Source organism: Mariniflexile sp. (genome assembly GCF_041583155.1).
GTDB lineage: Bacteria > Bacteroidota > Bacteroidia > Flavobacteriales > Flavobacteriaceae > Mariniflexile.
Window position 1 is genome coordinate 1 of record NZ_JBFHGK010000002.1, and the last position, 23424, is coordinate 23424.

At 34.7% G+C, this 23424-nt stretch carries 21 protein-coding genes; 15 read left to right on the top strand and 6 right to left on the bottom strand.

The features are described 5' to 3' along the window. The 10 genes from ABYI63_RS00880 to ABYI63_RS00925 all read left to right on the top strand — a co-directional run. Window positions 1-424, top strand: a 424-nt coding sequence (locus ABYI63_RS00880; protein WP_372752438.1) for an ABC transporter ATP-binding protein, incomplete at its 5' end; no start/stop codon positions are given. Between the two features lie 103 nt (window positions 425-527). After that, window positions 528-1784, top strand: coding sequence for an alginate export family protein (locus ABYI63_RS00885; RefSeq protein WP_372752440.1), 1257 nt, complete (start codon window positions 528-530; stop codon window positions 1782-1784). Window positions 1785-2030: 246 nt separating this feature from the next. Continuing rightward, window positions 2031-3566, top strand: coding sequence for a YifB family Mg chelatase-like AAA ATPase (locus tag ABYI63_RS00890; RefSeq protein ID WP_372752442.1), 1536 nt, complete (start codon window positions 2031-2033; stop codon window positions 3564-3566). A 605-nt stretch (window positions 3567-4171) separates the two neighbouring features. Continuing rightward, window positions 4172-5326 carry an adenylyltransferase/cytidyltransferase family protein gene (locus tag ABYI63_RS00895; RefSeq protein WP_372752444.1) on the top strand — a complete coding sequence of 385 codons (1155 nt, stop codon included), beginning with the start codon at window positions 4172-4174 and terminating at the stop codon, window positions 5324-5326. A gap of 109 nt (window positions 5327-5435) precedes the next feature. Beyond that, entirely contained in the window at window positions 5436-5768 is a 333-nt protein-coding gene (locus ABYI63_RS00900) for a hypothetical protein (protein WP_372752446.1), read from the top strand. A gap of 89 nt (window positions 5769-5857) precedes the next feature. Further along, window positions 5858-6973, top strand: a complete 1116-nt coding sequence (locus ABYI63_RS00905; RefSeq protein ID WP_372752448.1) for a DUF2891 domain-containing protein — start codon at window positions 5858-5860, stop codon at window positions 6971-6973. Continuing rightward, entirely contained in the window at window positions 6967-8199 is a 1233-nt protein-coding gene (locus tag ABYI63_RS00910; RefSeq protein WP_372752450.1) for an Nramp family divalent metal transporter, read from the top strand. The genes ABYI63_RS00905 and ABYI63_RS00910 overlap by 7 nt, the downstream gene beginning before the upstream one ends. Further along, complete coding sequence (gene pxpA / locus ABYI63_RS00915) at window positions 8199-8945, top strand: 5-oxoprolinase subunit PxpA (RefSeq protein ID WP_372752452.1); 747 nt, start codon at window positions 8199-8201, stop codon at window positions 8943-8945. Before ABYI63_RS00910 ends, pxpA begins: the two co-directional genes overlap by 1 nt. Further along, window positions 8945-9676, top strand: a complete 732-nt coding sequence (gene pxpB, locus ABYI63_RS00920; protein WP_372752454.1) for a 5-oxoprolinase subunit PxpB — start codon at window positions 8945-8947, stop codon at window positions 9674-9676. The genes pxpA and pxpB overlap by 1 nt, the downstream gene beginning before the upstream one ends. Further along, complete coding sequence (locus ABYI63_RS00925) at window positions 9669-10526, top strand: biotin-dependent carboxyltransferase family protein (protein WP_372752456.1); 858 nt, start codon at window positions 9669-9671, stop codon at window positions 10524-10526. The genes pxpB and ABYI63_RS00925 overlap by 8 nt, the downstream gene beginning before the upstream one ends. On the opposite strand, the gene deoD is transcribed toward ABYI63_RS00925, so the two are convergent. The 4 genes from deoD to clpB form a co-directional block, all read right to left on the bottom strand. Next, window positions 10523-11221 carry a purine-nucleoside phosphorylase gene (gene deoD, locus ABYI63_RS00930; RefSeq protein ID WP_372752458.1) on the bottom strand — a complete coding sequence of 233 codons (699 nt, stop codon included), beginning with the start codon at window positions 11219-11221 and terminating at the stop codon, window positions 10523-10525. The two genes, ABYI63_RS00925 and deoD, sit on opposite strands and share 4 nt — an antisense overlap. A 67-nt stretch (window positions 11222-11288) precedes the next feature. Continuing rightward, window positions 11289-11957 (bottom strand): deoxyribose-phosphate aldolase, encoded by a 669-nt coding sequence (gene deoC, locus ABYI63_RS00935; RefSeq protein ID WP_372752460.1) that lies wholly within the window; start codon window positions 11955-11957, stop codon window positions 11289-11291. 123 nt (window positions 11958-12080) lie between these two features. Next, the gene (gene deoC, locus ABYI63_RS00940) at window positions 12081-12737 is read right to left on the bottom strand and encodes a deoxyribose-phosphate aldolase (RefSeq protein ID WP_372752462.1); all 657 of its coding nucleotides are present in this window, start codon (window positions 12735-12737) and stop codon (window positions 12081-12083) included. Between the two features lie 330 nt (window positions 12738-13067). Continuing rightward, entirely contained in the window at window positions 13068-15674 is a 2607-nt protein-coding gene (gene clpB / locus ABYI63_RS00945) for an ATP-dependent chaperone ClpB (RefSeq protein WP_372752464.1), read from the bottom strand. A gap of 194 nt (window positions 15675-15868) precedes the next feature. Between clpB and ytxJ the strand changes: the two genes are divergently transcribed. The 4 genes from ytxJ (at window position 15869) to ABYI63_RS00965 (ending at window position 19085) form a co-directional block, all read left to right on the top strand. Beyond that, complete coding sequence (gene ytxJ, locus ABYI63_RS00950) at window positions 15869-16258, top strand: bacillithiol system redox-active protein YtxJ (RefSeq protein WP_372752466.1); 390 nt, start codon at window positions 15869-15871, stop codon at window positions 16256-16258. Between the two features lie 14 nt (window positions 16259-16272). Beyond that, window positions 16273-16665 (top strand): gamma-glutamylcyclotransferase, encoded by a 393-nt coding sequence (locus tag ABYI63_RS00955; protein ID WP_372752468.1) that lies wholly within the window; start codon window positions 16273-16275, stop codon window positions 16663-16665. Then, window positions 16658-18343, top strand: a complete 1686-nt coding sequence (locus tag ABYI63_RS00960) for a pseudouridine synthase (RefSeq protein WP_372752470.1) — start codon at window positions 16658-16660, stop codon at window positions 18341-18343. The genes ABYI63_RS00955 and ABYI63_RS00960 overlap by 8 nt, the downstream gene beginning before the upstream one ends. Window positions 18344-18662: 319 nt before the next feature. Further along, window positions 18663-19085 carry a hypothetical protein gene (locus tag ABYI63_RS00965; RefSeq protein WP_372752472.1) on the top strand — a complete coding sequence of 141 codons (423 nt, stop codon included), beginning with the start codon at window positions 18663-18665 and terminating at the stop codon, window positions 19083-19085. A 113-nt stretch (window positions 19086-19198) separates the two neighbouring features. On the opposite strand, the gene ABYI63_RS00970 is transcribed toward ABYI63_RS00965, so the two are convergent. Next, on the bottom strand, window positions 19199-20380 hold the full coding sequence (locus ABYI63_RS00970) for a hypothetical protein (protein WP_372752474.1): 1182 nt from the start codon (window positions 20378-20380) through the stop codon (window positions 19199-19201). A 255-nt stretch (window positions 20381-20635) separates the two neighbouring features. After that, window positions 20636-21916 carry a fumarylacetoacetase gene (fahA, locus tag ABYI63_RS00975; protein WP_372752476.1) on the bottom strand — a complete coding sequence of 427 codons (1281 nt, stop codon included), beginning with the start codon at window positions 21914-21916 and terminating at the stop codon, window positions 20636-20638. A 200-nt stretch (window positions 21917-22116) separates the two neighbouring features. Between fahA and glyA the strand changes: the two genes are divergently transcribed. After that, window positions 22117-23388, top strand: coding sequence for a serine hydroxymethyltransferase (gene glyA, locus ABYI63_RS00980; protein WP_372752478.1), 1272 nt, complete (start codon window positions 22117-22119; stop codon window positions 23386-23388). The last annotated feature ends 36 nt before the right edge of the window (window positions 23389-23424 follow it).

Genomic DNA, 23424 nt, shown 5'->3' on the forward strand with positions numbered 1-23424 from the left:
AGACATTGCTAAGTACTATCTTCAAAAAGTAGGTTTAGAAAATGCCTTTAATAAAAAAGCTTCGGAGCTTTCTCAAGGTATGCAACAGCGTGTGGGTATTGCCAGAGCATTTGCTATAAAACCCAAAGTATTATTGCTGGATGAACCGTTTGGAATGTTAGATTCTTTAACACGTGGCGAGCTTCAAGATATCTTAATAGAGATATGGAATAAAGAGAAAATTACGGCGGTAATGATTACCCACGACGTTGATGAAGCCATCTTTTTAGCAGACCGCGTCGTGATGATGACCAGCGGACCCAAAGCCAAAATTGGCGATATTTTAAATATCGATTTTGAAAGACCACGAACCCGGAAATCTGTTTTAGAACATGACGATTATTACAAATACAGAAAACATCTGATAGATTTTTTAGAGCATTAATATAATTTATTAATGACATTAAGAGTGTTAGCTATAAATTAGTTGAAAATCAGAAACTAAACATCATTTTAAATACAATCAACAAACATAAAAAACAATAACAATGAAAAAACAATATGCAATTTTAGTGCTATTTTTAGGGAGCATACAATGGATGCAAGCACAATTTTCTTTAGATGGCGAGTTTCGTCCTAGAACAGAATACAGACATGGATTTGGGAGTGTTATTCCAAATGCTGCCGATGCAGGTTTCGGTATTTCTACACGTGCCAGATTAAATGCGGGGTTTACGGCAGAGGCATACAAATTTTACTTAAGTCTTCAGGATGTGTTAGTTTGGGGTGAAAATAGGCAGTTGTTACCATACGACCAGAATAACTCTTTCGCTATTTTTGAAGCATGGGCAGATATTAATTTAGGCTCTGGATTTTCAACCAAATTAGGGCGTCAAGTAATCTCTTATGACGACCAACGTATCTTTGGAGGCTTAGATTGGGCACAGCAAGGTAGAAATCACGATGCGGGTTTAATTCAGTATAAGAAAGATAAGTTTATGCTCGATTTAGGGTTGGCGTTTAGTCAAGATTATTCAGATCCTACAGGGTTTCGGTCTGTGGGTACTGTGTATAATACTTCTGGTTTCTTTTCATATAAATCCATGCAATACGTCTATTTAAAACAAGCTTGGGAAAACTTTTCAGGAAGTTTAATTTTGTTAAATACAGGTTTTCAAAAATTCGAAGTAGATAATGAAACGCCTGACGGTGTGAATAGTTTGCAAACATTAGGAACGCATTTAGATTATAAAAATGGAGATTTTGGAGTCGCAGCAAATGCTTTCCTTCAAACAGGCGATCAGGTGAAAAGTGCCTACTTATTAGGCTTAGATTTTAGTTATAAAGCTTCTCCTAAAGTTAGTTTAGGAGCGGGTCTTGAAATTATAAGTGGTAACGATACATCAACTTCAAAAAGCGAAGCCTTTTTTCCATTATATGGTACAAATCATAAATTTAATGGGTTTATGGATTATTTCTACGTAGGGAATCACGTAAATAACGTTGGGTTAATTGATGTTCATGTAAGTGCTAATTTTACTCTTAGCGAAACATCTAGTTTGTCGGTAACTGCTTTAAATTTTAGCGGAGAGGAAGCCTTAGCAAGTGGTGAAAAATCTCTAGGTACGGAATTGGATTTAGTGTTTTCTAAAAAATTCAAAGGTTATAGTTTGGTATTAGGTTATTCTCAAATGTTTGTTTCCGATGGCATGTATGAACTTAAAGGAGTGACTGATGCTAATGCTGCCGATATTCAAAATTGGGCGTGGGCAATGTTAGTTTTAAAACCTAAATTTTTAAACTAATTAAAGAACATCTATTATGGATGTGTTAGTCAAAGTGTTGTTAACTGAAGAACCTTATAGAAGTATAAGGTTTTTCTTTTTGTAAGTAAGCGATCCAATCATTTTTACACCGAAACCGTATTTTTTAAAGTATTTAGAAAAAGTGTAAACGAAGTTTTTCAGAGTTTAAAACAAGTAATTTTTATTTTTAGCAGAATATAAAAAGTAAAAGATACATTTCTTACATTTAAGCAGTAAAAATCATATATGCTTAAAAAAGTTTTTGGAAGTGCTGTTTTTGGTGTTGAAGCGACAACCGTAACAGTTGAAGTGAACACTGATAGCGGTGTTGGGTATCATTTAGTAGGCTTGCCCGATAATGCTATTAAAGAAAGTAATTTTAGAATTGCTGCCGCACTTCAAAATAATGGCTATAGAATTCCAGGAAAAAAGATTATCATTAATATGTCGCCCGCCGATTTACGCAAGGAAGGTTCTGCCTACGATTTAACTTTAGCTATTGGCATTTTGGCATCTTCAAGTCAGATAAAAGCCGATGATTTAGAGCGTTATTTAATTATGGGCGAATTGTCTTTAGATGGTACGCTGCAGCCCATAAAAGGCGCATTACCCATCGCTGTTAAAGCCAGAGAAGAAGGTTTTAAAGGGTTTATACTTCCAAAAGAGAATGCCAAAGAAGCGGCCATTGTCGATAATTTAGAGGTATACGGAATTGAAAATATCAAACAAGTCATTAATTTTTTCGATAAGGGTGAACCATTAGAACAAACTATTATAAATACTCGCGAAGAGTTTGAAAAAAATCTAAACTATCCGGAATTCGATTTTTGCGATGTACGTGGACAGGAAAGTATTAAACGATGTATGGAAATTGCCGCTGCCGGTGGGCACAATATTATTTTGATTGGGCCACCAGGTGCAGGAAAAACCATGCTCGCCAAACGTTTGCCAAGTATTTTGCCACCCATGACGCTTCATGAAGCACTCGAAACTACAAAAATACATTCGGTGGTTGGTCGCACAAAAGATACAGGCTTAATGGCACAACGTCCGTTTAGAAGTCCGCATCACACCATTTCAAACGTTGCTTTAGTCGGTGGCGGTAGTTACCCGCAACCTGGAGAAATTTCTTTATCACATAATGGTGTTTTGTTTTTAGATGAATTACCCGAATTTAAACGCGAAGTTTTAGAAGTGATGCGTCAACCTTTAGAAGATAGGGAAGTCACCATATCGCGAGCAAAATTTACGGTAACCTATCCAAGTAGTTTTATGTTAGTGGCCAGTATGAACCCGAGTCCGGGAGGTTATTTTAACGACCCTAACGCGCCGGTAACCTCGAGTCCCGCCGAAATGCAACGTTATTTAAGTAAAATTTCCGGACCATTATTAGATCGAATTGATATTCATATAGAAGTGACACCAGTGCCTTTTGATAAATTATCAGACGATAGGAAGGGTGAAACCTCTGTTGAAATAAGAAAACGAGTTACCGAGGCTAGAGATATTCAAACCAAACGTTTTGCCGATTCCGATACCGTGCATTACAATGCCCAAATGAATACCAAACAAATTCGAAATTATTGTGTTTTAGATGATGCTTCTAAACAGTTACTGAAAACCGCTATGGAGCGTTTAAATCTTTCCGCTAGAGCGTACGATCGTATATTAAAAGTATCCAGAACCATAGCCGATTTAGAAGGCGCAGAAGCTATAAATGGTTCACATATAAGTGAGGCTATTCAATATAGGAGTATGGATAGAGAAGGGTGGTTGGGATAGAATTTCTTCAAAAGCATAAGTCTTTTAAGATTTGGTTAAAAACCCAATTTTTACGGAACGAATTGTGAATTTGTGTTTAGCTTAGGTTATGTCAGTAATAAGGAAGAATCATTGACAGGTTTGGTTTTGTTTGTTGAATTATTTGTATGGAAATGTATATTCTGTTGTATCTGGTTTGAGAAAGGTTTAATGGTGTGTGAAAACAACTCATATCTGTAAAAATCAGATTTGATATACAACAAATTCTGTATTTGTTCTATTCGTAAGAAGTAAAAACTTTCGGTTTTTGGTTAACTTTTGATACTTATTTGAAATTATCTTAGTTTATGATGATTGAGTAAAAAAAGTATAATTAATCTTCGTTAATTTTGAAGTGAATACTTTGTTAATCCTTAGGTAAGTCATCTGTTAAATAATATTCAAAAAAATCAACATGAAATTTAGAAATTGATATTCCTTTACTTCAAAATTCATATTTCTCAATTTTTATAATTATTTTATCCATGAAATAGGTTTTTTAGTTGTTTTTTTTGTCAGATAATAATGAATAAAATAAATTGCAGTAAAATTAAAGGGGGTTATTTTTAATATTTAATACATAATAAATGAATAAAAAAGTATTTGTATCTGGTTGTTTTGATATGTTGCATAGTGGACATATCGCTTTCTTTAAAGAAGCATCAACATACGGAGATTTATACGTTGGAATTGGCTCAGATGCAACTATTGCAGGCTTAAAAGGGCGTCAAACTATAAATTCCGAACAAGAACGAATTTATATGATTAATGCCATAAAGTATGTAAAGGAAGCTTTTGTTAACTCTGGTTCTGGAATGTTAGATTTTGAAGAGGACCTTAAAAAATTAAAACCAGATTTTTTTGTTGTTAATGAAGACGGGTTTACTCCTGCTAAAGAAGAGTTATGTAATGAACTTGGTATTGAATTAAAAATGTTAAGCAGAATTCCAGACACTGGATTACCAGAACGTTCAACAACAGCTTTACGAACCGGTGGAAATTGTGCACTACCTTACAGAATCGATTTGGCGGGTACTTGGATAGATCAGCCTTATGTTTCTAAGCATCATCCAGGTTGGGCCATTACAGTTTCGCTGGAGCCAATTATAGAGTATAATGAACGTTGCGGAATGTCTACTTCAACTAGAAATGCTGCAAAAAAAATCTGGCCTTATTACCTACCAATGGAAAAACCGGAAAAATTGGCTGAAATTCTTTTTAAGTATGAAAATACGCCAGGTTCTGAAATGATTTCTGGAGCCCAAGATGCTATTGGAATTTGTATGCCAGGTCTTGTAAGGCATTATTATGATACGGAATATTGGCCTAAAAAAATCGAATCTGTTCATTCCGAATCCATTCTTAGTTGGTTGGAATCTCATATCAGTATGGCATTGCTTTGGCCGAGAGAAGATGGATTAGATCTTTTAAAAGATACCAATGTTAATAAAGAAAATGTAAAATCCTTGGCAAAAGCTGAAGAAGAGGTTTGGGATGCTATTCAGGAAATGGATTTAGAGAAGTTTGCAAAAGGCTTTTTGAAATCTTTCAATGCGCAAACTACCTTGTTTCCAGCTATGGTTAACGATAGAATAAACAAAGAAATCGATAAGTATAAAGAAAAGGCATTGGCGTGGAAACTGGCGGGTGCTGGCGGAGGTGGTTATTTAATACTAGTGTCCGAAAATCCAATTGAAGGGACAATGCGAATCAACATTAGAAGAAAGGAAGCATTGTTGTAAAATATGTTTTGATATAAATTCAATAGTTTTTTAGTGAAAATTGAATAAAATTATATTTTTTTTAAGTTTAATTATTCTACTTCATTCATGTTCGAATAGTGATTCGGATATGAATGATAGAATTATTGGAAAATGGCAAGTTATTGAAACCTATCAATCTGGAGAATTAGTTGAAACCAATAATTGTTTTCAGTATATTCAATCGGAGTTTAAAAAGGATGGTATCATGGTTACCGGATTTATTAATAGTAATACGGCACCTGAAAATTGTACAAGTAGTTTTGTTTTTAGGAATTTAGTTTGGAATAATAATGGAACTGAGTTTTATAATTTATCCGATCCATTGGATGGGGTAGTAGCAATAGCTTATTTTGAATCTGATAAATTAGTGATTACGCTTTCCGAACAACCTCACAAACAAGTGTATATTAAAATAGACTAAAAGCACCTAATGTGCTATTTGAATATAAAAGACCTTTATTCAAAGCGATAAATTTTCATTAGATTTATTGCGTTATTCTAAATCGCACTATGAAAAAACCAATATTATTTTTAATTACAATTCTAACTTTAAGTTGTAATAATTCCAAAGAAGAAAAAAAGGCGGACATTAAAACTTCAAAAATTGAAATTTCTCCAAAGCCAAATCTTAATTTAGAGCAAGCTAATAAATTAGCAATCTTGCCTTTGCAGTGTATTAATACTGAATATCCTAACAAATTATCGCAAACCCTTGGTGGTGATGCCGATTTAAAATCTCCAAGTACATTGCATCCTGCTTTTTACGGTTGTTTCGATTGGCATTCTGCAGTTCATGGCCATTGGAGTTTGGTAAGCTTGCTAAAACAGTTCCCTGATATTAATAATGCTGAAGATATTAAACAACGCTTACTTACTAATATTTCAAAAGAAAATATAGCTACGGAAATAAATTTCTTTTTGGGTGAACATAATAAATCATTTGAGCGCACCTATGGTTGGGCGTGGCTTCTTAAATTAGCAGAAGAGCTTCATACTTGGGATGCTCCAGTTGCTAGAACCTTGGAAGCAAATTTGCAACCATTAACCGATTTAATTGTTGAAAAGTACATTGCGTTTTTGCCAAAATTAAACTATCCGCAGCGAGTAGGGACTCATACAAATACAGCTTTTGGTTTATCCTTTGCTTACGATTATGCTGTAACTCTAAAAAACGAGTCGTTAAAATCAGCGATTAAAGAACGTGCTGATTATTTCTTTTTAAAGGATGAAAATTGCCCGATAAGTTGGGAGCCTAGCGGAAGTGATTTTTTATCTCCATGCTTGGAAGAAGCGGCTTTAATGAAGCGTTTATTACCTGAAACCCAATTTAAGACCTGGCTTCATGCTTTTCTTCCGCAGTTAAAAGATGAAAATTTTGTTTTGGAAGTTGGTCTGGTTTCCGATAGAACCGATGGGCAATTAGTGCATTTAGACGGTGTTAATTTTTCGCGAGCTTGGAGTTTGTGTAAAATAGCAGAGGGTTTACCGGAATACGAACATTTATATAATATAGCATATGGTCATATAAATTATTCTTTGCCTAGTATTTTCAATGATAGTTATGAAGGAGGGCATTGGTTAGGTACTTTTGCAATTTATGCTTTAAAAGCTGCTAATAAGTGGTGAAATCGTGGTTTAAAAATATAGGTCCGGGTCCATTAATAGCAGCTGCGTTTATAGGTCCCGGTACTGTTACTGTTTGTACTTTGGCAGGTGTAGGTTTTGGTTTTGCGCTGTTGTGGGCTATGGTGTTATCTATTTTTGCTACCATTGTTCTGCAAGAAATGTCGGCGCGTTTAGGTATTATTACCCAAAAAGGTTTATCTGAAATTATCAGAACAGAAATTAAAAATCCGCTAATAAAGTTTTTTACCATATTACTAGTTATTTCCGCTGTCTTTATCGGAAATGCTGCTTATGAGGCTGGTAATATTACTGGAGGTGTTCTAGGTTTAGAAACCATTGTAGGGAATCCAAGTTTTATAATAGGTGATTTTTCAATAAATACTTTGAGTCTAGTTATTGGCTTTTTTGCTTTTGTGTTATTGTATCTTGGAAACTATAAAATACTTGAAAAGGTTCTTGTTGGTTTGGTGATTTTGATGAGTTTCGCATTCTTAGTTACCGCTGTAATAACGCAACCAAGTATCCTTGAAATATTAAAAGGCATGTGGATTCCTCAATTTCCAAAAGATAGTTTGTTGTTGGTTATTGCACTTATAGGAACAACCGTAGTCCCTTATAATTTGTTTTTACATGCCGCTTTAGTTAAAGAAAAGTGGAAATCAAAATCCGACTTGCAATATGCTAGAAAGGATACTTTCGTAGCTGTGGTTTTGGGAGGTTTGGTTTCTATGTGCATTATTGTTTCCGCAGCAGCGATACCAAGCGAAGGGATAAAAAACGCAACCGATTTAGCAAAGGGATTAGAGCCACTTTTTGGTGGTTTGTCAACCTATTTTTTAGCAATTGGTTTGTTTTCTGCCGGTATTACAAGTGCTATTACAGCGCCTTTAGCTGCGGCCTATGTAGCGAGTGGGTGTTTAGGCTGGTCTACAAACATGAAAACGAATAAGTTTAGAGCGGTTTGGATGGGTGTTCTCGTGTTAGGCATTTTGTTCTCCTCGTTAGGTATAAAGCCTATCGATATTATTAAATTTGCTCAAATTGCAAACGGCATGTTGTTGCCAGTAATTGCATGGATTTTAATTTGGATTATGAATAAGGAATCCGTTTTGGGTAGTTATAAAAACAATATAAAACACAATGTTTTTGGTGTTTTTATTTTAGGAATTAGTATCTTACTATCCATTGCAACCATTAATAAGGTTTTTAATTTAAATTTATTTTAGTGACTATACAAACCATGGATATTAATATAGATGTAGGAGAGGGTGTAGGTAACGAATCAAAACTTATGCCGTATGTGTCGTCCTGTAATATCGCTTGTGGCGGACATGCTGGTTCGAGTCAGACAATGCGCAAGGTAGTTAGATTAGCCAAAAAGCATAATGTAAAAATAGGGGCGCATCCGTCATTTCCAGATAAGGAAAACTTTGGAAGAAAACCGATGGATATGGCTTGTGTGGCATTATTTAACTCTTTAAAGGAGCAAATATATAGTCTTAAAACCATTCTTGAAGAAGAAAATGTTTTACTTCATCACATTAAGCCACATGGGGCGCTTTACAATATGGCGGCAAGTAATATTAAAACAGCTACTGTAATTATTGAGGTGGTTAAAAGTATCGCACAGCCAGTTAAATTATATGTGCCTTATAAGTCGGTTATTGAAGATTTAGCCATCCAAAATAATATTCCGATAACCTATGAAGCTTTTGCAGATAGAAATTATAACAACGATTTAACGCTGGTGTCTAGAAGTGAAAACAATGCTTTAATTCACGACGCAGATGAGATGTTTGAACACGTTTACCGAATGATGAAATTGCAAAAGGTGAAAACCATTCAAGGTCTAGAAGTGTCAATTAAAGCTGAAACATTTTGTATTCATGGAGACAATCTGCATGCTGAAAATTTGTTAAAAAAACTGTTGCTTAAGCTAGAATCAAAAGCTATTAAAATCTTAAGGAATTAGTGTCTTTCAATCTTACCTATAAACGCTATGGAGAACGATCTATTTTGGTAGAATGGCCATCGGTAATTGATGAGGCTGTTTTGAAAGATATTATTAGATTTAAAAGAGTGATAGAGAGTATTGAAGTTAAATCTATTGTTGAAATAAAATTAGCATACAACTCGTTATTAATTATTTATGATTCATTTTGTAGGAATTTCGAAAATGAACTACAAGTATTGAAAGCATGTTATTTTTCGAAAGACTTTAAGCATGACATCTTGTCAAATCTATGGAAAATCCCCGTTTGTTATGATGCTGGTTTTGGTATTGATTTGGAAGCTATTTCAGTAGAAAAAAATCTGTCAAAAGAGTCGATAATCAAACTGCATTCCGAGGCCATTTATACTGTTTTTTTTATTGGCTTTTTACCTGGTTTTTTATATTTGGGAGGTCTGGATGATACACTTCATATGCCAAGAAAAGCGACTCCGCGTTTGCAAATTAAAAAAGGTTCGGTGGCAATAGGAGGAAGCCAAACTGGTGTCTATCCTGTTGCAAGTCCTGGTGGTTGGAATATTATCGGGAACACGCCGGTAGCTTTTTTTAATCCTAAATTAGAAGTGCCTTGTTTTGCAAAACCTTTGGATAAAATTCAGTTTCAGCCAATTTCGCTTGACGAGTATAAGGGTATTAAATTGTTAGTTGAAGCTGGTGTGTATCACTTAGAAAGTGAGGTGCTGCATGATTAGGGTTTTAAACGCAGGTTTATACACCTCTGTTCAAGATTTTGGACGTTTAGGTAACTCACAGTACGGCGTGCCTTATTCGGGTGTTATGGATCGTTATTCTGCGGCTATGGCGAATGCCATATTAGGGAATGCGGAGACTCTTGCTGTTTTAGAAATGACTTTGGTGGGAGCGAAGCTACTATTTGAATGTGATACCTATATCTGTATTTCCGGTGCGGATATGTCTCCAAAAGTTAATGGGCAGTCCGTTTCAATCAATAAACCTATTGAAATTAGAAAGGGGCAAGTGTTGTCTTTTGGAAAATTACAAAGAGGTGTTCGTTGTTATTTGGCTGTTTTGGGTGGTTTTAAAACAGAGGCTGTTTTGGGGAGTCAAAGTATGTATAAAGGTGTTACTTGTTTGGATAAAATATCTAAAAATGACACGATTGATTTAAATTTAAATAACTCATTTATTGTTAATAAGAATGCTTCAATTAAAGTGTTAGATGAATGTTTCGATTCTAATGTAATTGAAGTTTTCAAAGGTCCAGAATTCGATCTGCTTTCTAAAAATCAGCAATCTGAGTTACTTCAAAATGACTTTTTCATTTCAAAAGATAATAACCGAATGGCTTATCAGCTGACTGAATTATTACAAAACAATTTAAAACCAATAATCACTTCGGCAGTACTGCCAGGTACGGTACAATTAACGCCTTCGGGGAAGTTGATAATTTTGATGCGCGACTGTCAAACAACGGGTGGTTACCCAAGGGTGCTTCAATTAAAAGAAACGGCAATTAATGTGTTGGCTCAGAAGTTTACAGGCCATTTAATACGTTTTAAACTTGTTTTAAGCGAGTTTTAAGCGAGTTCCAGCGCTATTGCAATCATTTCCTTAAACGTTGTTTCTCGCTCTTTGCTTGAGGTGCGTTCGCCAGTTACCAAAGAATCTGAAATAGTTAAAATAGAAAGTGCATTAACATTGTGCTTAGCGGCAATTGTATAAAGACCTGCAGTTTCCATTTCAACGCATAGCACACCGAATTTAGACCACTTTTTATAAGATTCGAAATCGTCAGCATAGAATTCGTCTGAAGTAAAAATATTTCCGGCCTTCAATGGAATGTTTTTGGACTTTGCTGCATCTACCGCTTTTTGGAATAATTCAAAATTGGCAGTAGGGGCATAATCTGCACCACCAAACCGAAGTTCGTTAAGTCCAGAATTTGATGAAGCTGCCATAGCTAATACCACGTCTCTAATTTTTACATGTGCTTGATATGAGCCCGCACTACCTACGCGAATTAGGTTTTTTACCCCGTATTCGGTAATTAATTCGTGTGCATAAATTGATATGGAAGGTACGCCCATACCGGTTCCCATTACAGAAATGCGTTTTCCATTATATGTACCTGTATAGCCGTACATCCCTCTTATTTTGTTAAAGCATTTTGGATTTTCAAAAAAGGTTTCTGCAATCCATTTTGCACGTAAGGGATCTCCTGGTAATAAAATGGTTTCTGCTATATCTCCTGGTTTCGCTTCTATATGTACACTCATTTTTTTATCAAATAAAATAGTTAGTTAATTAGAATTTTTGGAAGTTGGTATGATTTTGATTGTGGATTTAGTAATTTTTGTCATCGGAAGTTTGTCCTGTAACAATGGCAATCCCAGAAGATGTTCCTAAGCGCTCTACACCAAGATTGATATATTCTAGAGCTGTGTTGTAATCTTTAACTCCTCCTGAAGCTTTTATTTTAGCATTATTATTGGCTACATGTTTCATAAGTTTTACATCATGAATCGTTGCTCCGCCAGTTCCAAATCCAGTAGAGGTTTTTATAAAATCAGCTCCACTTTGTATAGCTAATTCGCTGGCTTTAATTATTTCAAGTTCTTCTAAATAACAGGTTTCTAGAATAACCTTTAAAGTTTTAGTTGGCATGCAATTTTTAACAGCCTCAATATCTTTCCAGACAGCATCAAAATCATTGCTTTTTAATAGGCCTATATTTATAACCATATCAATTTCATCTGCACCATCGTTTAAAGCTTGTTTTGTTTCTGCAACTTTTGCTTCAGTGCTCATTGCTCCTAGGGGAAACCCAATAACGCTACATACTTTTACGTCTGTATTTTGTAGTAGATTTTTAGCTAAAGATACATAACAACTATTTACGCAAACGGAGAAAAACTGGTATTGTTTGGCTTCTTCGCAAAGCTGAATAATATCCGATTTTGTAGCGGTTGCTTTTAAAATAGTATGATCAATGTACTTGTTTAGTGGTTTCATATAGATTGAAAAAGTGGTTTCTGTAAATGTAAAAAACATCCTTAGTCTAAAGAATAAGGATGTTTTTCAAAGATATTAAACAATTGCGTAAATATCCGCTTTTTTTGTTTAACTATTCATTAATTAACTCACTAAACGAATGCTGCGAGTTGTTTTAAATAAAGCTGCCATGCCAATTCGGTGAACCCCGGCATCAATATATTTAATGCTGGTTTCTATGTCTTTTATGTCGCCAAATGCTTGAATTTTAATGGCGTCTCTAATGGTTTTTTTAATGATTTTAGTAGCTGTTAATGTTGCTCCACTTTTTGAAAAGCCACTGGATGTTTTTATATAATCGGCTTTTGCATCTATACAAATGTTGCAGGCTTTAATGATTTCGTTTTTGTTTAATTCTGAAATTTCTAAAATAACCTTAAGAGGTATTTTTTTTATGGCCATTTTAACATCTATAATATCTTTTAGAACGGAGACGTAATTTTTGCTTTTTAAAAACCCCAGGTTCATTACCATTTCTATTTCATTAGCGCCATCTTCAATGGCTTTTTGTGCTTCGTAAACTTTGGAAGCGGTTGATGATGCTCCTAATGGAAATCCAACCACGGTACAAATTTTTACGTTAGTATTTTCTAATAGTTGTTTGGCTAATGCAACATAGGCAGGATTAATACATACAGAATAAAAATCCTGATCTTTGGCTTGGTAACAGAGGTCTATAATTTCTCGTTCGGTAGTTGTAGCCTTTAGTAAGGTATAATCAATATATCTAGATATATCCATAGGTATAAGTAGGTTTTAATGCTTTTTGGGTTAAACAAATTAAATTGATGTGCTATTATATTGTAAATTTTGGGGACTTACAGATAGCTAATTTAAGTGATTTAAACGATATAAATAGGTCGTTCGTCGATTTGAGTTCGTTTTTTATTAACTTTTTTATTAACTATTTAATTTTCATATTATTGGAAATTGGAAGAAATATCACATTTTTATCATTTTTAAATAAGAAAAGCAACAATCCACTAAAATTTCAGTTTCATGTTGCTTTTACTAACCAACCAATAATAAGTCTGTTTTCGGTATTGTGTTGTTACAAGTTTTTAATATAATTTATATTTCTTCTTCAATTAGGGAGTTTTGATTTCTGAAAACCAATTTGTCATCAAAAGCATCTAATAAAATAATACTATCTATTGTTACACTGCCTGCTAATATTTCTTTACTTAAAGCATTTAAAACTTCTTTTTGAATAACACGTTTAACTGGTCGTGCGCCGTATTCCGGATTGTAGCCTTTTTGGGCTAGATAATCTACTGCTTCTGGCGTGGCATCAAAGGTGATGCCTTGTTTTGCTAACATTTTTGTAACGCTTTTTAATTGTAATCCAACAATAGCTCTAATGTCTTCTTTGCTTAATGGTGTAAACATGACGGTGTCATCAATTCTATTTAAAAACTCAGGACGAACGCTTTGTTTCAATAAAGCTAATACATCTATTTTAGCTACTTCCATAGCAGATGTGATGTCTTTTGTAGCATCAAAACGTTCTTGTATTATTTGGCTTCCCATATTGGATGTCATAATTATAATGGCGTTTTTAAAATCGGCTACACGTCCTTTGTTGTCTGTTAAATGGCCTTCATCTAGTACCTGCAACAGAATATTAAAGGTGTCTGGATGTGCTTTCTCAATTTCATCTAATAATACTACAGAATATGGTTTTCTGCGTACTGCTTCTGTTAATTGTCCGCCTTCATCATAACCAATATATCCTGGAGGAGCTCCAACCAATCTGCTTACTGCATGACGTTCTTGGTATTCACTCATATCGATACGAGTCATGGCATTTTCATCGTCAAATAAATATTCAGCTAATGCCTTTGCTAACTCTGTTTTACCTACCCCTGTAGTACCTAAAAACAGGAAGGTGCCAATTGGTTTTTTAGGGTTTTGTAACCCAGCGCGACTTCTACGAACGGCATCACTTACGGCTTCAATAGCTTCTTCCTGACCTACAACACGTTTATGTAATTCGTCTTCTAGTTTCAATAGTTTCTCACGTTCGCTTTGAATCATTTTTGTAACCGGAATTCCAGTCCATTTGGCAACTACTTCAGCAATATCATCATAAGTTACTTCCTCTTTTATTAGCGATTGTTCTGCCTGTGCTTGTAATTGCTTTTGATAAACGTCTAGCTGTTCTTGAGCTTCTTTTATTTTTCCGTAACGCAATTCGGCAACCTTTCCATAGTCACCATCACGTTCGGCGCGTTCAGCTTCCAGTTTGAAGTTTTCAATAGATTGTTTGGTGTTCTGAATGTTTTCAACCACCTCTTTTTCACTTTTCCATTTCGCATTCAAATCGTTGCGTTGTTCTTTTAAATTTGCTAAATCGGATCGTAATATTTTTAGCTTGCTTTCATCCTTCTCACGCTTGATAGCTTCAATTTCAATCTCCAACTGCATCACTTTTCTGTCTAAAACATCTAGTTCTTCAGGTTTAGAATTGATTTCCATGCGTAATTTAGAAGCAGCTTCATCCATTAAGTCAATGGCCTTATCTGGTAAAAATCGATTGGTAATATAGCGTTGTGATAACTCCACTGCACCAATAATGGCCTCATCTTTAATACGTACTTTGTGGTGTGTTTCGTATTTTTCTTTAATACCACGCAAAATCGAGATGGCACTTTCTGTATCTGGTTCATCAACCATTACTTTTTGGAAACGACGCTCTAAAGCTTTGTCTTTTTCAAAGTATTTTTGGTACTCATCTAACGTTGTTGCTCCAATAGCGCGCAATTCGCCTCTTGCTAATGCAGGCTTTAAAATGTTTGCAGCATCCATAGCGCCTTGACCACCACCAGCACCAACTAAAGTGTGAATTTCATCAATAAATAAAACAATATCCCCTTCGCTGGCTGTTACTTCTTTAATTACGGCTTTTAAACGCTCTTCAAACTCACCTTTATATTTGGCACCTGCAATTAATGCGCCCATATCCAATGCAAAAATTTGCTTGTCTTTTAAGTTTTCTGGGATATCGCCATCAATAATCCTATGTGCTAATCCTTCCGCAATGGCGGTTTTACCAGTTCCGGGTTCACCTACTAAAATGGGGTTGTTTTTGGTTCTTCGTGATAGAATTTGAAGAATTCTTCTAATTTCTTCATCACGACCAATAACGGGATCTAGTTTTCCATCTTTAGCCAGTTGGTTTAGATTTTTAGCATATTTGTTAAGTGAGTTATATGTTTCTTCCTGGCTTTGAGATGTTACTCTTTCGCCTTGTCTCAATTCGCTAATGGCGGCTGTAAGTGTTTTTTCAGTAACACCTTGGTCTTTTAGCATTTGAGCAATTTTGCTATTTGATTTAAAAATGGCAATGATTAAATGTTCAACCGACACATAATCATCATTCATCTTTTTGGCAATAATGGATGCTTCGTTAAGGGTTTTTCCGGCCTCACGAGATAGAGTGAATTCTCCTCCTGTAACTTTAGGGAAACTTTCTATTTGTTTATCCAAAGCTTGTTGCAAGATGTTAATGTTTACATTTAGTTTTTTTAAAATAAATGGTAAAACATTTTCATCAACATCAAAAACGCCTTTAAAAAGATGCTCATTTTCAATTTGTTGGTGACCAAAACCCTGCGCTATTTGCTGCGCTTGCTGGATTGCCTCCTGCGATTTAATTGTATAATTATTTAAGTTCATATTTTTATGTTTTTTTAATTCCTGTGAAAGGGAATCTATTTTATATTGTTTTACTTTTACAACCTGTATAGGTCAATAATCTTACCAGCGTTAGTTTTACGACAAAATGTCGTCTAAAAACCTGATTTTGATGACGTTTAGTCAGTTTGTAAGCTATTGAAAAGAAAACGACTTAATCTTTTAAAATTATAGAAATGGGATTTTTTAATAAAATATTTAGTGGATCTACCGAAGATAAAGACCGTAAAACTTTGCCGTGGATTCAATTAACAGCCTTGGAACAATTACAAGAAATTGAAATTAAATCAAATACAAAAACACAAGTTATATTTAAGCACTCAACACGTTGTGGTATTAGTCGAATGGTTTTAAAACAGTTTGAAGCAGATTTTTATTTAACAGAAGACCATTTGGATTTATATTTTTTAGATTTATTAAATTATCGAGATATTTCTAATGAAATTGCTACAAAGTTTAAAGTTTTACACGAATCGCCTCAGCTTTTAGTTATTAAAGATGGTGAAGCGGTGGCTTATGAAAGTCACGGAGGTATCAATAGTTTGGAATTAAGTAATCTTATCTAATAGCTTTTAATGCCATGAAATCCGATTATTTATTTGTTTACGGAACCTTGCTAAAAGATTTCGAGAGTTACATGTCTAAATTTTTAGAAAGAAACTCAGAATTTGTGGGTGAAGGTTACTTTCATGGAAACCTATATAAAGTGTCTTGGTACCCGGGTGCTGTTTTAAGTGATAATGCTGAGGAAAAGGTTTATGGACATATTTTTAGAATTCTAAACCCTGAAAAGACATTTAAAGTTTTGGATGATTATGAGGGCATTGGAGATACTGGTGAACACGCCAACGAATATACACGAACATTAATTGAAGCTAGTTTAGATAATAAAGAGTCTGTTAAAACTTGGGTATATCTTTATAATTTACCAACTACATCATTAAAGCACATTGTTTCAGGTAAGTATGTGTAAATTTGGCGAAACATTCTTTCATCCTTTAAAAAATGTGTTGGGTATCAATTTGCCCGAAAAGTTCACCTTTCCGTTTTACTACGAACCGCATAGGTTAAGTATTTTGGCGGCTCAGCAACTTCAGAATTATTTAGAAAATCAGACAGATTTCACTCATAATTTTGGCTTAAATCCAAAGCAGTCTGGCCTTATAATAGGTAAGATGTTTGGGGTTATGGTAGTTGAAAACTCAGAAAATGACTTAGGTTACTTAGCTGCCTTTTCGGGAAAACTAGCCGATAGTAACGCTATTGCAGGATTTGTGCCTACAGTTTATAATACCTTGAATGAGGCCGGATTTTATAAAAAGGGAGAAGCACAATTGAATGTTATGAATGCTCAAATTGAAGCTTTGGAGCAAGCGGAACAATTTAAGAATGCTCAGGCAAAGGTATTAGAATATAAAAAGGCATTTACGGATGATGTAACACAACTTAAAGCTGAAATAAAAGAAGCTAAAAAACTGAGAAACCAAAAACGTGAAGCAGCTAAAAAAAACTTGCCTCTTGAAGCTTTTGAAGCTTTGGAAGCTGCTTTAAACCAACAAAGTATTGGGTTTCAGTTACGATTGAAGCACTTTAAACAAGCCGAAGATCAGCGTATTCGGGAAGCTGAAGCGGTTCTGAATGGTTTTATTGAACCCATTCAAGAGTTAAAAAACGAACGCGCTAAATTGTCGGCATCCTTACAAAAGCGGATTCATGAGCAATACCAATTTTTAAATGCAGAAGGTGAAAATAAAGATTTGCTCGATATTTTTAAGAACACCAGTTCACCCATTCCACCAGCAGGATCGGGAGAGTGTGCTGCGCCTAAGTTATTTCAGTTTGCTTATGAAAACAATTTGAAACCCATTTGTATGGCTGAGTTCTGGTGGGGGGCTTCCCCAAAATCGGAAGTACGTAAACACAAACAGTTTTACCCTTCTTGCCGCAGTAAATGTGAGCCTATATTAGGACATATGATGCAAGGTCTAGCGGTTGAAGATAACCCCATAGAGCAGTCAATAAGTTATCAAAAAGATTTAGAAATTGTTTTTGAAGACGACCATTTATTACTACTAAACAAACCCCCCGAATTTTTATCGGTACCCGGAAAAACTACTAATGAGTCGGTTTTCACCAAAATGAAACAGTACTTACCTTATGCCACAGGACCGTTGTTAGTTCATCGGTTAGATATGTCCACATCGGGGTTATTGTTAGTTGCTAAAAGTATTCGCATCCACAAACAATTACAAAAACAATTTATTGAGCGTAGTATTAAAAAGCGCTATGTGGCCTTGTTGGATGGTGTTTTGAAAACTGCCGAAGGCAGTGTAAACTTGCCTTTGCGAGTAGATCTAGATAATCGTCCGCAGCAATTAGTATGCTACGAACACGGAAAACCAGCAGTAACCAACTACCAAGTTATTGCCATAGAAAACGGAAAGACACGTATCCATTTTTACCCAGTTACGGGCAGAACCCACCAACTTCGCGTACATGCAGCGCACAATCAAGGTTTACAGTTACCTATTGTTGGTGATGATTTGTATGGCACAAAAGCCAACCGACTTTACCTACATGCTGAAAGGTTAACGTTTGTGCATCCTGTTTCTAAAGAGGTGGTTGAAGTGGTGTGTGAGGCGGCTTTTTAGTTGTGGTAATTGTTCATAACTATTTGTAGCTGTTTACTTTTTTATTTTAAAGAATCGTTTGGAAAATCTAATTTTGAAATATTATTTTGATTTAATTCATTAAATACAATCTTAAATTAATTTAGTAAGAAATTATCCGAAACGTAAAATAATGATAGGTTTAATTCATTATAATGATAAATTTATTCATTGGAGATTAGATTGTAAGGTTAAAGATTTTTGAATGTCCAGAAACAGGTCTTTTAAAAGTTGATTCTTCAACAGCTATGTCAAATGATTTTATTAGTAAATTTTTAAGCAAATAATATAAAGATAGAATATGGCAAATTTATTGAAGTGTTTAAACATTATTTCATTATTGTTTCTATTAAATAGTTCCTATTGTTACTGTCAAAATCCGGATTTTAAAAATTTGGATGTTCAGGTTTTAAAGGTAGTAGATAGATATTCAATTCCTCAAGGTTCAAAGGCTATATATCCTTCTCTAGGGTCTTTTAAAATGATTCAATTAATTATTAAGAATACAGGAAAGACTCCTATTGATTTAAATTACGAAAATGTTTTTGCAGTTGACCATTTAAATAAAAGGTACCCTGTTTATTTTTTAAAACCATTTTCAAAAAAGAAGAAAAAAGTGAAGGGAAATAGTAACTTAAAAAAGACTTTTTATTTTGATTTCCCACAAAATCGTGAACCAGTAATGCTTTTAATTGAAGATAGGAAATTTCAATTATATTTTTAAAAAAAACAATGAAGATGTCCGTTCGAACGCTGTTGAAAACTTTTAGCTATTAACGTAGTATAGGTCTCGACTGAGCTCGAACGAACAAAAAATAGTTCTTTATATATTTCTTTCTACCTCGTAGGGTTATAAGAATTAATTATCTTCTTCAATTGCAGTTTTAAATCTTCACCAGTATCGTAAATCATTTGTTCTTCCGAAGGAAATGGTACTTGTCTGTTATTTAAAAATGGTAGTAGTGTTGTTTCTAAAGCGCGTCTATCGCCACGAGCACTAGCAAAAACATGTTGAAACACAAATTCGCTGCTTATTGGGAAAGCGTCTACTAATTGTTTGTTTATCATGTCTATATATTCTACGTTGCCAGCTACTTTTGCCGATTTAAATTGTGTACTTTCGTAGTATTCGCAACGTACGGTTATTAATTTATCAACTTGTATGGCTTTACCAAGGCTGTCTTTTACCACGTTTCCTTTCGCATCCAACAAATTCTGTTTGCCATCTGCAACTTGTTTTTCTTTTATAATTTGGCGTTCTTTAATTTGTTCTGGCGATAAATTAATATCTCTTAGGTTTACCCGCATGTTGTAATCGTAGGTCACTTTTTCTACAGGGTTACTGTGGTAAACTGTCCATAAATTATTAAGTCCGTAGGTGCTAAAGTTTAACAAATCATCTTCCAATCGAGTAGGGATCGTTTTACGGGTATCGTTAATCATATTCACTAAAACAAAATCGGTACCTTTATTATGTGCTACCTCCAAAAGGTTGCGTACATCTTTATAGTTTGGGTTTATATCTTCAATATCCTGTAATATAGCAAAGGCTTGCCTAGCATCTAATTTATTATTTGATTTTAAAAGCGCAGATGCATTGTTGTATAAATTTAAAGAAGCGTTATTTTTAAAAATAATAATTTGTGAAGAATAATCTTTAATATCAAACTTCACCGCTCTTCCATTAATGGCAAGTGGCAATAAAGGTTTTATAAGTTCTTGGCGCTTGTTTAAACCTACGTACATATCATAAATTCGTAGATAGTTTTCTGGGTTATTGTCTTTTTTAAGGAAGTCAATGTTGCTTAAATCGCGTTCATTGGCTTTGTTGTACGCTTCTTGAAGCATGGCAATAAAATCAGCCTTTCCTTTTTTTTCTTTATTGGTTCGTAATTTACCTATAGCATCATAAATGGCCTGATCGTAATTTCCGGCACTTACGGCTTTTTCAATTTGTTTACTAGTACTGCAGGATAGGGTGCAGGTAATTAGTAAAAGGGAAAGTAGAGTTCTTATCATGATTTTTAATTTTGGATTATTGAAAGCGTTTTTCAATAAGAGTGCCAAATTAATAAAACAACAGATAAGATGCTAATAAATCGGTTAAAATGATTTAAATTAATGTTTTTAATATGAATTATAATACAAAATCATCTAAAAAAAGAAGCCCCGATACAGTATCGAGACTTCTTTATAATTTTTATTAGGCTTTTTTTAGGTTTGTATTTTATTTTAAATGGTTCGCTACTGCTCACCATTTATTGAAGAGGTGTTTTACTTAGTAAAAACAGGTAACAACTTCGTTGAAACTTCACCAAAACCAATACGAGTTCCGTCTTTTTCACAGAAACCACGCATTATAACAGTGTCATTATCATTTAAAAAGCTACGTTCGCTACCATCTTTCATTTTAATAGGTTTTTCGCCTTTCCAAGTTAATTCTAACATAGAACCATAGGAGTCGGGTGTTGGACCTGAAATAGTGCCTGTACCCATTAAGTCGCCCGAATTTACAGGGCAACCGTTTACCGTATGGTGTGCTAATTGTTGCGCCATGCTCCAATATAAATGTTTGAAATTGGACTTACACACAACGGTTTCCTTGGCGCCGGTTGGACGAATAGCTACTTCCAAGTTAATATCAAAACTTCTTTTACCTTTAATAGTAAGGTAATCTAATTGAGGCTTTATTGGTTTAGGTCCATCAACACGGTAAGGCTCTAAGGCGTCTAGTGTTACGATCCATGGTGATATTGAGGTTGCAAAGTTTTTTGCTAAAAATGGCCCCAATGGTGCGTATTCCCATTTTTGAATATCGCGAGCACTCCAATCATTTAAAAGTACTAGACCAAAAATGTGTTCTTCGGCTTCTTCAATGGGAATCGGTTCTCCTAAATCGTTGGCTACGGTTGTAATGAATCCCATTTCTAACTCAAAATCAACCGATTTACTTGGTCCAAATACGGGCGTATCAGAACCCTCAGGAAGCGTTTGTCCTTGTGGTCTATTTACCGGGATACCCGATGGGATTATAGAAGAACTTCTGCCATGATAACCTACCGGAATATGTAACCAGTTTGGTAATAATGGGTTTTCTGTGCTTCTAAACATACTACCAACGTTAGTTGCATGCACCATACTTGAGTAAAAATCGGTAAAATCGCCAATTTGTACAGGTAGCTGCATTTCAATTTCATCCAATCGGAATAATACAATTTCCTTATGGCTTTTGTTTTCTTTTAGTGTTTTATCATTGCTGTCAAAAATTTGGGCAATGCGGTTTCTTACGGCACGCCACGTTTTTCTACCGTCGGCAATAAAATCGTTTAAGGTGTCCTGAAGAAAGATATCGTCCGTTAATGGGATGTCAATAAAATAGCCTAATTGGTGCAAAGCGCCTAAATCAATGGCGGTGTCACCAATTCTAGTGCCAATGGTAATAACATCATCACGCGTTAAAAACACGCCAAAAGGAATATTCTGGATTGGGAAATCGGAATTTTTATCGACGTGTAACCACGACTTTCTATCTGGATTGTTAGCGTATAATGGCATAACTTATTTGTTTAGTGTTTTTGGAAATATATTCAAACCTACACATTTTTTTCATTTTAACGGAATAAAACCAAAAAAAAATAAGTTTCTATTAATCGTTAATAAAATGGTTAAAAACTTAAAAGTAAATATATGTTTTTTGATGAATTTAACTAATCTATTTGTTATTTTTGCCGAATATTTAACAAGAAACTAAATTTATGCAACGCGACGAACAAATTTTTGAACTAATTGAAGCAGAAAAGGAACGCCAATTACATGGTATTGAACTTATTGCGTCTGAGAATTTTGTAAGCCCACAGGTAATGGAAGCTGCAGGTTCTGTATTAACCAATAAATATGCTGAAGGATATCCTGGTAAACGCTACTATGGTGGTTGTGAGGTAGTTGATGAAGTAGAGCAAATCGCTATTGATAGAGCAAAAGCATTGTTCGGAGCTGCTTATGTTAATGTACAGCCACACTCTGGAAGTCAGGCTAATACCGCTGTATATCATGCCTGTTTGAACCCAGGAGACAAAATTCTTGGATTCGATTTATCGCATGGAGGTCACTTAACACACGGATCGCCGGTAAACTTTTCTGGTAAACTTTATAACCCTGTATTTTATGGTGTAGAGCAGGAAACAGGTGTTTTAAATTATGATAAAATTCAAGAAATTGCTACAAAAGAGAAACCAAAATTAATCATTGCTGGTGCATCTGCATATTCTCGTGATATCGATTTTAAACGTTTTAGAGTGATTGCAGATAGCGTTGGAGCTATATTAATGGCAGATATTTCGCATCCAGCAGGTTTAATTGCAAAAGGTATTTTAAATGATCCTATGCCTCATTGCCACATTGTAACTACCACTACTCATAAAACTTTAAGAGGCCCAAGAGGCGGTATGATTATGATGGGACAAGATTTTGATAATCCGTTTGGAATTACTTTAAAAGACGGAAGTTTACGTAAAATGTCGTCTCTATTGGATTCTGCGGTGTTCCCAGGAAACCAAGGAGGTCCGTTAGAGCATATTATCGCAGCCAAAGCAATTGCCTTTGGTGAAGCTTTAACCGATGATTTTTTACATTATCAATTACAAGTAAAATCGAATGCAGCTACTATGGCACAAGCCTTAATTGGAAAAGGTTACAACATCATCTCTGATGGTACCGATAACCACTGTATGTTAATCGATTTACGTAATAAAAATATATCAGGAAAAGATGCAGAAAACGCTTTAGTAAAAGCAGATATTACCGTAAATAAAAACATGGTACCTTTTGATACACGTTCACCTTTTGTAACATCTGGTATTCGTGTTGGTACAGCAGCCGTTACAACTAGAGGTTTAAAAGACGCTGATATGATTGTGATTGTCGATTTAATTGATGAAGTAATCACCAATTATGAAAACGAAACCGTTTTAGAAGTGGTTAAAGATAAAGTAAATGCAATGATGGCAGGACGCCCATTATTTGTATAATTTACCTTTATGGCCAATGCTATTAAGTAAACGGCT